The sequence below is a fragment of the Microvirga vignae genome, assembly GCF_001017175.1.
Lineage (GTDB): Bacteria > Pseudomonadota > Alphaproteobacteria > Rhizobiales > Beijerinckiaceae > Microvirga > Microvirga vignae.
In genome coordinates, this window is sequence record NZ_LCYG01000032.1 from 198,371 (window position 1) to 209,505 (window position 11,135).

The window sequence follows — 11,135 nt, forward strand, 5'->3', positions numbered from 1 at the left end:
TTGAGGCGCCTCAGCGTCGGGTCACGGTGAGATAGACGATGAAAGCACCGATACCGAGAGCGAGCAGCATGATGACCATCTCGCGCGTCTCGCCGGTGAACGCCACGCTCCGGTACATTTCTGACAAGCGCTCGGCGCGCTTAGGATCGCGCGAGACGATGATTGTCAGAACGATGCTTAACGTTGCAAGGATCAGGATCCACGGAAGACGACGCATGATTGATCCCCTCACCGCCCCTCGAACCGCGGCGCGCGCTTCTCGCGGAATGCGGTGACTCCTTCGAGAAAGTCACGGCTGAAGCCTGCCTCTCGCTGCAGCTGCGCTTCGAGCTCGAGCTGCGCCTGCAGATCGTTTGAGAGACTTTGCGCCACGGCCTGCTTGGTCAGGCGTTGGGCAAGTCCCGGACCGGCGGCGATCGATGCCGCAAAGGCGGCCACATCGACCGCGAAGGAGGCATCGTCGAAGACCTTGAAGATCAGGCCCATGCGCTGCGCGTCCTCGGCGGAAATGGGCTCGGCGGTGAGCATGAGGGCCAGCGCCTGCTTGGGTCCGACAAGGCGGGGCAGAATCCAGGTGCCGCCGGCATCCGGCACGAGCGCGATCTTGGCGAAGGCCTCCTGCAGATAGGCCGAACGCGCGGCCACGACGATGTCGCAGGCCAGCGCGATATTCATGGACGCGCCGACCGCTGGACCGTTGAGGGCAGCGATGGTGACCTTCGAATAACTGGCGAGTTTCAGAACCAAAGGATTGTAGTCGCGGGCGAGCGGCGGTCCGAGGTCGATGCGGCCGTTCTCGTCCTTGGGGAGATTCTCGGTGAGATCCTGGCCCGAGGAGAAGGCCCTGCCCTCCCCGGTCAGCACTACGACGCGCACGGCTTCATCCTGCTCGCACCGTTCGAGCGTCTCCCGCAATTCGGCATGCATGATGCCGTTCAGGGCGTTCAACTTGTCGGGCCGCGCCAGCGCGATAGTGGCGACGGGGCCTTCGATGGTGCAGCGCAGGGTCGTCAGGCTCACGGCTCAAAGCTCCTCAACGGTCGAGCTTGAACATAGTGCGGATTTCGGACCGAAGAACAGGCAAAAGCTCCTCCTCGAACCAGGAATTGGTCTTAAGCCACCCATTGTTGCGCCAGGATGGATGCGGGAGCGGCAGGATGCGCGGCTTTTGCGGGCTGGAGAGGATTTCCCGCCAGCGCCTCACGGTATTCGTCAGCCCGTCCCGAAACTCGTCTCCGAGATGCCAGGCTTGCGCGTACTGGCCGATGAGCAGGACGAGTTCGAGACTGGGGAGCGCCTGGAAGAGCGGCTGCCGCCAGGCCTCCGCGCATTCTCGGCGCGGGCCTAAATCGCCCCCCTTTGCGTCCTGCCCCGGGAAGCAGGAACCCATCGGCACGATGGCCACCTTGGAGGCGTCGTAGAACGCCGCCTTGTCGAGCCCCAGCCACTCGCGCAGCCGGGTACCGGAGCGGTCATCGAACGGAATGCCGCTGGCGTGGGCCCGCGTGCCGGGCGCTTGGCTGGCGATGCAAAGCCGTGCCGAGGCACCACCCTGGATGATCGGGCGCGGCTCATGGGGCAACGCGGAGCCGTAGCGCGGCGCGTCGCGGCAAATGCGGCAGGCCCTTATGCGACGGGCGAGTTCGTCGAAATCGAGGGAAGGATCCATCCCCTTCATTTGGGAAGCGAGAAAGGCATTCGCGAGGTTGAGCCGGATCAAGGCTCCCATGCCCTGGATGCCCTAAACGGTCCTCATGATCGATCTCCTCACCTTCGTTCCGGCCGTTGCCGCCATCCTTGCGACGCCAGGGCCGACGAATACGCTGCTGGCAACCTCCGGCGCACAGGCGGGCTTTCGCCGCTCGCTGCCGCTCGTTCCGGCGGAGCTCGCCGGCTACGGCATCGCCATAGCCACCTGGGGGCTTTTTCTCGAACCCGCCTCTGCTGCCCTTCCCTGGCTGAAGCCCCTTCTGAAACTGGCTTGTGCGGTCTATCTCGTCGCGGTGGCCTGGGACCTGTGGCGGGATGCAGGAAGCCCAGAGAACGGTGACCATCTCGGTGCCCGCCGCGTGTTCTCGGCAACGCTGCTCAACCCAAAGGCTCTTCTCTTCGCCATTGCCATCTTCCCCGAAGCGGCTTTCCGCGATCTCAGCGGTTTCCTGCAAACGATGAGTTTCTTTGCCGCTATCGTCGTGCCGACAGCACTTGGATGGATCGTCTTCGGATCGACCTTCTCAGGGCCAAGCGCCAGGATCCAGCCGAGGCTCATACAGCGCGGCGCGGCCCTGGCTCTCCTGACCTTCTCAGTGTCGCTCGGAGTGACAACCCTCGGCTAGTCGCCCGCACGCGAGCGTCGCCAATCCTGCGGCCGCTCGAACTCGCCGGCCCAGAGACCTTCCCCGCGGCTTCGCGCACGCATTTCCTGCATGTCGTAATCGCGCCTATAGGAGACGGCCCAGCCGCTCTCCACCATCCGTGCGCCGATATCGCTCCCCTTCACAGAGCAGCGGGCGAGGATCCGCTGGTAGCGGTCACGGCCTGCGGCCTTGCACTGCACATTCTCGCCGGAGACGATGTCGATCAGCGCCCGGCGAGCCGTGTCGCCGCAGCGATAGGAACGGCCTGAGCGCGAGCAGGTCTGGTCCATCTCCGGCGCGTCGATCCCCTTCAGGCGGATTTTGGCATCGCCAATGTTTATGGTGTCGCCATCGGTGACATGGGCGCGTCCTTCCAGGGCACGGCCATTCGGCTTGAAGGCAATCACCGACCCGCCGGCGAGCGCCAGTGCGATGATGAGAGATTGAATTCCGCCCGCGCCGAAGCGGCCTCGGCGCATTCTCACGACAGGCGCTCGGAAACTCCGGCCTGGCCGAAGGTGGCCATGTCGCGGTGAACGGCGGCGGCGGCCTTCACGATGCCCATCGCCAGCGCGGCACCCGAGCCTTCACCGAGGCGCATGCCGAGGGCGAGAAGCGGGATCTTGCCGAGGCGTGCCAGCACATCCTGATGCGCGCCCTCGGCGCTGAGATGCCCGGCGATGCAGTGATCGATGGTCGAGGGGTGGATCGCGTGGAGAACGGCGGCGGCTGCGGTCGTCACATAACCGTCGAGCACCACGGGAATGCGCTGGAGACGAGCCGCCAGGATCGCGCCCGCCAACGCCGCGATCTCGCGGCCGCCGAGACGGCGCAGGATCTCGAGCGGATCCTTGAGGTGATCGCGATGAAAGGCAATCGCAGCCTCAACAGCAGCGACCTTGCGCTTCAGACCCTCGTCATCCACGCCCGTGCCGCGCCCCACCCAATGCTCGGCAGGACCGCCGAAGAGCGCGGTGTAGATCGCCGCCGCGATGGTGGTGTTGCCGATGCCCATTTCGCCGACCGCGAGGAGATCCGTGCCGCCGGCAATCGCCTCCATGCCGAAGGCCATGGTGGCGACGCAGGCCTTCTCGTCCATGGCCTCCGCCTCGGTGATGTCGCCGGTGGGCATATCGAGGGCGAGGTCAAAGACCTTGAAGCCGAGACCGTAGGCTGCGCAGATCTGGTTGATGGCCGCTCCGCCTGCCGCGAAGTTCTCGAGCATCTGGCGGTTCACCTCGGAGGGGAATGCCGACACGCCCTTCGCCGTCACGCCATGGCTTCCGGCGAAGACGCAGACCAGCGGACGGTCCGCGGTGGGATTGGGCTTTCCCTGCCAGGCGGCGAGCCATTCGGCGATCCACTCCAGGCGCCCCAGGCTTCCGGCCGGCTTCGTCAGCTGCCGGTCCCGCATCCGCACGGCTTCGATTGCTGCTTCGTCCGGACCAGGCATGGTCGTGATCAGGCGGCGGATATCGTCGAAAGGCGAGGAGGCGGGATTGGTCATGAGGGAGGCTCCGGCCCAACGGGCATTGCGGAATCTGATTTGGCGTGACCTATAAGCATTTTCCGGCGAAGTGGACACTGGTTCGCCGCAAGAAAATGCCGTCGATAAGACAACACGGGCCAAGCACGCGGGGTGAAGCATGTCCGAGCAAACCGAACCGACGCAGAATGTCCCGACCGGCTTTTGGCAGGCCGTCACGATCGACTTGGCCTGTTGTCTGCGCTTCTATTCGCGCCTTCCGGTGCCTGCTCTTCCTTGCGAGCAGAACCCTCACGCATTGCCGGACTTCCCTCGCCTTGCCCGCGTCCTGCCCCTGGCGGGCCTTGTCCTCGGTGTTGTCCCGGCGCTCACGATGGCCGGTGCTCTCTGGCTCGATCTCGGCCCCTGGCTCGCCGCGGTGCTGGCTGTGAGTGTCATGACCCTGACGACGGGCGCCTTCCATGAAGACGGCTTGGCCGATACCGCCGACAGCTTTGGCGGAGCCACCCGTGAGCGGCGCCTCGACATCATGCGCGACAGCCGGATCGGCACATTCGGGGCGGCGGCCCTCATCCTTGCGCTGGTCCTTCGGATCGGAGCCCTGGCGACGCTGATCTCCCGCACCGATGGCGTCGCTGCCGCGGCGGCGATCCTCGGCATTGCCGCCCTGTGCCGGACGGCTGGCCTCATGCCGCTCGTCTTCCTCCCCCCGGCCAGGCTGGAGGGAGCCTCCTATGCCGTGGGCCAGCCCCCGCGTGACACCTTCTGGTTCGCAGCGGGCCTTGCCGGCGTCGCGGCGATCACCCTGGGGGTGCTCGGGAGCCTGCCCTTTTCCGGGATCATCCTGATGATCGCCCTCTCCGCCCTGTCCGGATACGGCATGATCCGGTTCGCCGATCATCACATCGGGGGCCAGACCGGCGATATTGCGGGTGCGACCCAGCAGATCGCTGAAATTGCCGCGCTGATCGGCCTCTTGACCGTGCTCCACCCGTAACAACATGAAGGTAACATGACCCGCGCCTCCAGCCCCTGCATCCGAGTCTGTACCCTCGACCCTGAAACGGGGCTCTGCGAGGGCTGCGGCCGCACGCGCGAGGAAATCGGGCGCTGGTATCGCCTGACGGAGGAAGAGCGCCTGCGGATCATGGCCGAGCTGCCGGAGCGCATGCGGCAGGCTTTCGCCATCCAGCAGGACGAGGCCGAGTGATGCCGGGCATTCGTGGCACGGGCGGGTTGCTTCTGATGGCGGCGCTGCTGATTGCGATGTTCGCCGAGCAGGATATCGGCGCCTTCACTCCTCTCGAAGCCGCAGGTCTCTTGGGCTTTGGCGGCGTCAGCCTTCTTCTCGCCGGCGGCATCATCGAGGGTTTTGCCCGTCACTGGACCTATGGCGTGCAGGCCATTGCCGTGAGCGGCGGCGTGCTGATCGCGCTCATGGTCATGTATGCCTCCCGCGGCGAGTTCCAGACCGTGATCGACCGCGCCATCGGCGACATTTCGGTCGGCCGCACGGTCGTTACACCGGACGGCGAAGTGGTCGCCGCGCGCAGAACCGACGGAAGCTTCCTGCTCCAGGGCAAGGTGAACGGGCACGAGACGCGCTTCGTGTTCGACACGGGCGCGAGCACGGTGGTGCTGCGTGCGGAAAACGCTACCTCCCTCGGTATCGAACCGGAAACACTGAACTACTCCGTTCCCGTTGCGACAGCGAATGGTGGTGCGCTCGCAGCTCCCATTGTGGTGGAGCGCCTCTCGATTGGACCGATCACGGAACGCAATGTCCACGCGCTCGTCGCAAGAGAAGGCGTGCTGCACGCCAATCTTCTCGGCATGACTTTCCTGGAGCGCCTCGGATCCTACGAGGTGCGCGGCAACAGGCTGATCCTGAGGGCGAAGACAGCTCATTGATGACGCAATGGGGCAGTTGAAGCACCGGCTTTTCGTCAACGGATCATCAAGCTCAGGGAAAGGAATGATTGAAGAGGAGTGCGCGCGGCTCCGGCCGCATCGTCTCGAGGTTGCAGTTCTTCGGCCCCAGTCTGCCTGCCAAACGAGGATGCCGCTCTGCGAGCTGCTCAAGCGTTACATTCTGCGCAATGCGCGGATGAGCGACGCACACCGCCCCGTCGGGTCCCCATGCGGCCTCGAACTGCATGCCGTCTGGTTTCTCTGATTTCTGGATGCCGAAACGATCGAAAACATCGACAGACGTGCCGTCGCGCGTCGTCGGTCGATCATCCCCGCCGTAATCGGCTCGCAGCATATGCATGCAAGCTCGATGCAGTTCCTGCATTGGCAGGCCCCTGCTGCTGTCCCAAGGGCGATAGCCCATGCGAACACATTTGCCTTCCGCACCGCTGGTACAAGTAAATCTGAAGCCGCCTGAGCCGTCAGGCATAGGAAAACCGGCACGGCGCCCTTGAGGATCGGATAAGCAGAACGGGCCGAGTTCTTTCCCGTCTGGAGAATGAATCGAGAGGCGGTACAGCAGAAGAGGACCTCCTGTTGCAGTATTATCCTCTTCTATGCCGTCGATCCGGACCTGTTTCTCGCCGTCCTGGTCGGTGAGAACCAATCTGACCCCGATCAGCGCCTCGCGCCGCAGAATCCGACCGTCGTCCAAGCTCAGCACAAGCTCCGGCCCATCCGCCTGAAGCCTGCCACCCGCGCTCATGGCAGCGTGGGGGAAGACGAGACCATGCAGGATGGTCAGCAGAGAAGATGCGAGGGACAGAGTGCGCATGAGATGAAGCCCGTTAGGGAAGTAGCCTCTCGAATGAGAGGCCACAGGTTATAAAGTAGCGCGAACTATTGGCCGAGCGAGATCTGCGTACCGTCCTGCAGGATTGCTGCTTGAAGCTGCATCGCCAAAGGTACGGTGCCTTGGGCATCTCGGCCGTTTACACTAAGGCCGTTTACGCTCAGGCCATTCACACTGAGACCATTCACACTGAGGCCGTTCACGCTGAGTCCGTTTGAGGTCTCAAGGGCGTTTGCACCCCAAGCTGCGGAAAGCCCAAGTGTGATAGACAGAACTGCGATGTAAGATCGATTGATCATATTCATCCCCTTAATTGCTCCTTCTGCGAATGAAGTAATGTTTCTTCTTGTTCGCGTAGGGGAAAATACACGTAATTTCCTTACAGCATAGCCTAGAGTGAAATGTTATATGTTAATAATTGCAAATCTTACTTTGCGCAAATGTTGCTAGTTGGGCGATTCCGGTTTTACTCAATTACTAATTGAACTTTGTTGACTTATCGTTGTGCGGTTGCCCCAGTCATAACTTTAAGTAACCATACTCCTGCCGAGGCAGGGGCCATCTCGAAGAATGATTCAGCGAACATGACAGACACCTCTGAAACGGACCTGACGGCGCTTCTCGGGAGAGCTTGCGGTGTTGCAAGCGCCCCCTTCCACCACGGGGCACGAGACCCGGAGCCACGTTTCAAGACTATGGTTCCGGCTGAGCAGGGTGCAGAGCCAATAAAAAAGCCCCCGCCGAAGCGGGAGCTGATGCAATCGGATCAGAGTGATGGTTCTGTTACTTTAGGGATATGACCGAGCCATCCTGCAGGATCATGGCTTTGAGGCGGGCCGTGCTCGACGAGGCATCATTGAGGCGGCCTCGAACATCCGCGCCATTCGCGCTGAGGCCATTGAGGCTGAGGCCATTTGCGATCTGAGCCGCGTGCGCGGCCGGTACTGTTGAGATTCCAACTGCAATTGCCAGAATGGCAGTGCATGAAAGACAAGACATGAACTTTCTCCCTCCAGGGTCAATGAGCGGGTGCCGAGGCTCGTCCGCTCGAAGGAGAATAGTGCGAACAATGTTACGGTAAAGCTCGCAGATAAGAATTATTCCAGAATCTGGAAGACAACGTGCGAGAACTCACGAGGAACACACATTATTAATTGAAACAACAATTCCTGATTGCAGAGCTTCTTGATGCTCTTATCAGTGCAAGTTGTAGCAGATCACGACAGCTAACTTACAGTTCAGTTGCGCTAGACTCTATTCTACGGGCTCCAGCTGCTTAACGCGCACATGAGCCACCGCATCGCGAAGGGTGTTGAGATTAGCTCCAGGCTTCGTCGCCTCTGTCGCCAAGTGTCGGCGGTAAGCCCGGGCGCCAGGTTGTCCCGTGAAAAGGCCGAGCATGTGGCGGGTGATGTTGCTCAGGCGCTCGCCCTTCTCCAACTGCTCCGCAATGTACGGCTCGTAAGCCTCCACCGCCTCGAAGCCGTCGGCCACCGGCGGCTCCTCGCCGTAAAGCTCACCGTCAACAGAGAGCAGGATCTCCGGCTCATGATAGGCCACGCGGCCCAGCATGACGCCATCCACATGCTTCAGGTGCTGGTGGATCTCTGCCCAGGTTTTGATGCCCCCGTTGATGGCAATCGGCAGATCCGGACGCGCCGCCTTCAGGCGATAGACACGGGGATAGTCGAGAGGTGGAATGTCCCGGTTCTCCTTCGGTGACAGACCCTGGAGCCAGGCCTTGCGCGCATGGACCGTGAGTTCGTCGCTGCCTGCGGCGACAACGCATTCGGTCAGGCGATTGAGGGCCTCTTCCGTATCCTGATCGTCCACGCCGATGCGGCACTTCACCGTCACCGGCAGCGAAACGGTCGCCTTCATGGCAGCCACGCACTCGCCGACGAGCAAGGGCTCCTGCATGAGGCAGGCGCCGAAGCGGCCGTTCTGCACCCGATCGGAAGGGCAGCCCACATTGAGGTTGATCTCGTCATAGCCGAAATCGGCACAGATCTTGGCTGCCTGGGCCAACTCTGCCGGGTTCGATCCGCCAAGCTGCACCGCCACCGGATGCTCCGCATCGCTGAAGCCGAGCAGGCGCTCGCGCGGCCCGAAAATGACCGCACCCGTGGTGACCATCTCCGTATAAAGCCGTGCCCGGCGCGACATGACGCGATGGAACGCGCGGCAATGCCGGTCGGTCCAGTCCATCATGGGGGCAACAGTGAAGAACTTCTGGGTCATCGTCTCAGCGCGGTTGGGATGAGGTCAGGGCGGCCTTTTCCAATATGGGGGCGACAATCACAAGGAAAATAAGCGGTCCTCGATGTCACATGGGCGCATGCCATTCACGGGACATTCATCTAATACTACAAGCGAATCGCAACATAGAATTGTATAAATTCATTCCAAGCAACGCTTGGAACACTCCTCACCAGCATACGTTCTTCAAGTCCAGTAACCGCATCCCATAAGGAGCGTAATGATGAAGAGACTGCTTGGTATTACTTGCGCCGCTGCCATGATGATGGCAATTCCTGTGGCCACTTATGCGCAGACTTCTAGCGAAAATACCAATCCCAATAGCGCATCCCAATACGCCCCGGGCCAACGGATGAAGTCCGGTACGACTGGTTCCACGACCAGCCCTGGCGCTTCGGGCTACGCTCCCGGTCAGCAGATGAAGTCGGACACGACTGGTTCTACTACCGGCTCCGGCGCTTCCGATTACGCTCCCGGCCAGAAGAAAAAGCTGCCGACTGACACCACCGGCTCGACCTCTTCGACCACGAAGAGCCAATAACACGCCTTTTTCAGCGGAGGGATGCCGAGCGCTCCCTCCGCGCCCTCATGACATCAGATCAGTTCAGCGACTTTGGCTTCCAGCGCCGAAGCGGCATCGCTTGGCGTCAACTTCACCTGGAGCCCGCGCTGGCCTCCGTTCATGAAGACCTCGCCATGGGCGAAGGCGGATTGCTCGATAAACGTCGGCACGCGCTTCTTCTGACCGAAGGGGCTGATGCCGCCAACGTGATAGCCGGTCACGCGCTCCGCATCCGCAGGCTTCATCATCTGCGCAGCCTTGCCGCCGAGAGCTGAGGCGAGCTTCTTCAGGTTAACCTCCTAGTCGGAAGGAACGACGACGCAGGCGGGCTTCCCATCCACCAGCACCATCAAGGTTTTCAGCACGCTGTTAGGATCCGCTCCCATCGCCTTCCGCAGCCTGCAGGCCGATGCGTTCCGCATTCGGATCATACTCATACGAATGAACCGTGAAGGAAACGCCGGCCTGCTGAAGGGCCTGCGTGGCGCGGGTCGACTTGGACATGGGACGGTTTCAGGAACTTTATCGATCAGTGATCGTGCTGGTGATCATGGTGATGATGGTGGCCGCATCCGCAGCCATGACCGTGCTCGTGGGGATGCTCATGATCGTGACCATGAGAATGCTTGTGGTCATGATGTTCATGCGCGTGGCCATGGGTATGGTCATGATGATGGTGATCATGATTGTGGTGATGCCCGTGGCCGTGATGGTGGTGATCGTGATCGCAGACATGGGCGCTGCGCTCCGGCTTGAACGGGCGCTCCACGGGCGTCACGGTGCAGCCCTGACCGCGCGCGAGTTCCGCAAGGGCCGGATCGTTCTCGATGTAGAGGGCATCGTTCGTGATCTCGGCGAGGCCATGGTTCGAGCCGAGATGCCAGGCAAGACGCATGAGACGCAGCGGGTTCTCCGCCTTCACCTCTAGCAGCCCTTCAGCCTTCGCCTTCACCTGAACGAGGCTGCCATCCTCCAGACGCAGGGCATCGCCGTCATTGATGGTGGTCTCCATGTCGAGATCGAGCAGGATCTCGGTGCCACCCTCACCGTTCAGCGTCGCCTGCCGACGGTTTCTCGCCTCATGGTCGAGGGTCACCGTGTCGACGATACGGTCGGCCTTCACGGCGGGCTTGCGGACAATGGTGGTGACACGGGGCATGGTTTTGTCTCGGGTGAATGCTCAGATCAGCGTTAGATAGGAAGCGTACGAGGCCAAGTTAATACTCGACCTTGTCCGGCTTGTCCGCCCAGGCCTGGAAGACGGCCTTGGCTTCCAGGCTCGGCAGGTGGTCCATGGGGATGATGCGCTCAGGGATGGGCTTAGGGATTTCGTCATAGATCAGGCTGTCATCGAAGCCGATATCGGCCGCATCCTGCCGGGTATTGGCATAGACGATGCGCGACACCCGCGCCCAATAAGCGGAAGCGAGGCACATGGGGCACGGCTCGCAGCTTGTGTAGAGAGTAGCACCTTCCAGCGAGAAGTCGCCGACCGCCTGGCAGGCACGGCGGATCGCCGTGACTTCCGCATGCGCCGTCGGGTCGGTGGCGGAGATCACTTGGTTCCAGCCCTCGGCCAGAACCTTGCCGTCGCGCACGATCACGGCGCCGAAGGGTCCGCCCTCCCCCTCTTCCATGTGCTCGCGGGACAGGTCGATGGCGCGCTTCAGATAGCGCTGATCTTGTGTGTTCATGTCGGTCATGGGG

At 61.9% G+C, this 11,135-nt stretch carries 16 protein-coding genes and 1 pseudogene; 5 read left to right on the top strand and 12 right to left on the bottom strand.

Annotated elements, in window-relative coordinates; translation table 11 throughout:
• Positions 1–10 precede the first annotated feature (10 nt).
• Genes AA309_RS13490 through AA309_RS13500 form a run of 3 tightly spaced genes read right to left on the bottom strand, consistent with a single transcriptional unit; the run spans position 11 to position 1,678 of the window.
• Complete coding sequence (locus tag AA309_RS13490; protein WP_047189504.1) at positions 11–217, bottom strand: hypothetical protein; 207 nt, start codon at positions 215–217, stop codon at positions 11–13.
• 11 nt (positions 218–228) lie between these two features.
• Positions 229–1,020: an enoyl-CoA hydratase-related protein gene (locus AA309_RS13495; RefSeq protein WP_047189505.1), complete on the bottom strand. Its 792-nt coding sequence runs from the start codon at positions 1,018–1,020 to the stop codon at positions 229–231.
• 13 nt (positions 1,021–1,033) lie between these two features.
• Positions 1,034–1,678: a uracil-DNA glycosylase family protein gene (locus AA309_RS13500; RefSeq protein ID WP_200901987.1), complete on the bottom strand. Its 645-nt coding sequence runs from the start codon at positions 1,676–1,678 to the stop codon at positions 1,034–1,036.
• Positions 1,679–1,754: 76 nt separating this feature from the next.
• On the opposite strand from AA309_RS13500, the gene AA309_RS13505 reads away from it, so the two are divergent.
• Positions 1,755–2,336 carry a LysE family translocator gene (locus AA309_RS13505; RefSeq protein WP_047189506.1) on the top strand — a complete coding sequence of 194 codons (582 nt, stop codon included), beginning with the start codon at positions 1,755–1,757 and terminating at the stop codon, positions 2,334–2,336.
• Here the strand turns inward: AA309_RS13505 and AA309_RS13510 are convergent.
• Together AA309_RS13510 and cobT are read right to left on the bottom strand one after the other, a co-directional pair.
• Positions 2,333–2,836: a thermonuclease family protein gene (locus AA309_RS13510; RefSeq protein WP_047189507.1), complete on the bottom strand. Its 504-nt coding sequence runs from the start codon at positions 2,834–2,836 to the stop codon at positions 2,333–2,335. The two genes, AA309_RS13505 and AA309_RS13510, sit on opposite strands and share 4 nt — an antisense overlap.
• A 2-nt stretch (positions 2,837–2,838) precedes the next feature.
• On the bottom strand, positions 2,839–3,864 hold the full coding sequence (gene cobT, locus AA309_RS13515; protein WP_047189508.1) for a nicotinate-nucleotide--dimethylbenzimidazole phosphoribosyltransferase: 1,026 nt from the start codon (positions 3,862–3,864) through the stop codon (positions 2,839–2,841).
• Between the two features lie 139 nt (positions 3,865–4,003).
• Here cobT and AA309_RS13520 point away from each other — a divergent pair, with 139 nt between their 5' ends.
• Genes AA309_RS13520 through AA309_RS13530 form a run of 3 tightly spaced genes read left to right on the top strand, consistent with a single transcriptional unit; the run spans position 4,004 to position 5,754 of the window.
• Positions 4,004–4,840, top strand: coding sequence for an adenosylcobinamide-GDP ribazoletransferase (locus AA309_RS13520; RefSeq protein WP_084731217.1), 837 nt, complete (start codon positions 4,004–4,006; stop codon positions 4,838–4,840).
• Positions 4,841–4,855: 15 nt separating this feature from the next.
• Entirely contained in the window at positions 4,856–5,053 is a 198-nt protein-coding gene (locus tag AA309_RS13525) for a DUF1289 domain-containing protein (protein ID WP_047189509.1), read from the top strand.
• The gene (locus tag AA309_RS13530; RefSeq protein ID WP_047189510.1) at positions 5,053–5,754 is read left to right on the top strand and encodes a retropepsin-like aspartic protease family protein; all 702 of its coding nucleotides are present in this window, start codon (positions 5,053–5,055) and stop codon (positions 5,752–5,754) included. Before AA309_RS13525 ends, AA309_RS13530 begins: the two co-directional genes overlap by 1 nt.
• Before the next feature lie 52 nt (positions 5,755–5,806).
• Here the strand turns inward: AA309_RS13530 and AA309_RS34250 are convergent, their stop codons facing one another.
• The 4 genes from AA309_RS34250 to dusA all read right to left on the bottom strand — a co-directional run bounded on the left by AA309_RS34250 (position 5,807) and on the right by dusA (position 8,848).
• Positions 5,807–6,589 carry an ADYC domain-containing protein gene (locus AA309_RS34250; protein WP_150117547.1) on the bottom strand — a complete coding sequence of 261 codons (783 nt, stop codon included), beginning with the start codon at positions 6,587–6,589 and terminating at the stop codon, positions 5,807–5,809.
• 65 nt (positions 6,590–6,654) lie between these two features.
• Positions 6,655–6,912, bottom strand: coding sequence for a hypothetical protein (locus tag AA309_RS35820; protein WP_047189511.1), 258 nt, complete (start codon positions 6,910–6,912; stop codon positions 6,655–6,657).
• A 478-nt stretch (positions 6,913–7,390) separates the two neighbouring features.
• Positions 7,391–7,606 carry a hypothetical protein gene (locus AA309_RS13545; protein ID WP_047189512.1) on the bottom strand — a complete coding sequence of 72 codons (216 nt, stop codon included), beginning with the start codon at positions 7,604–7,606 and terminating at the stop codon, positions 7,391–7,393.
• A 255-nt stretch (positions 7,607–7,861) separates the two neighbouring features.
• The gene (gene dusA / locus AA309_RS13550) at positions 7,862–8,848 is read right to left on the bottom strand and encodes a tRNA dihydrouridine(20/20a) synthase DusA (protein WP_047189513.1); all 987 of its coding nucleotides are present in this window, start codon (positions 8,846–8,848) and stop codon (positions 7,862–7,864) included.
• Positions 8,849–9,086: 238 nt separating this feature from the next.
• On the opposite strand from dusA, the gene AA309_RS13555 reads away from it, so the two are divergent.
• Entirely contained in the window at positions 9,087–9,407 is a 321-nt protein-coding gene (locus AA309_RS13555) for a hypothetical protein (RefSeq protein ID WP_052954705.1), read from the top strand.
• 53 nt (positions 9,408–9,460) lie between these two features.
• On the opposite strand, the pseudogene ybaK reads toward AA309_RS13555, so the two are convergent.
• From ybaK to AA309_RS13570, 3 genes and pseudogenes are all read right to left on the bottom strand, one after another.
• Positions 9,461–9,932: pseudogene (gene ybaK, locus AA309_RS13560) on the bottom strand (Cys-tRNA(Pro) deacylase).
• 25 nt (positions 9,933–9,957) lie between these two features.
• Positions 9,958–10,587, bottom strand: a complete 630-nt coding sequence (locus AA309_RS13565; protein WP_047189514.1) for an urease accessory protein UreE — start codon at positions 10,585–10,587, stop codon at positions 9,958–9,960.
• A gap of 58 nt (positions 10,588–10,645) precedes the next feature.
• Complete coding sequence (locus AA309_RS13570; protein ID WP_280136901.1) at positions 10,646–11,131, bottom strand: nucleoside deaminase; 486 nt, start codon at positions 11,129–11,131, stop codon at positions 10,646–10,648.
• Positions 11,132–11,135: the final 4 nt, after the last annotated feature.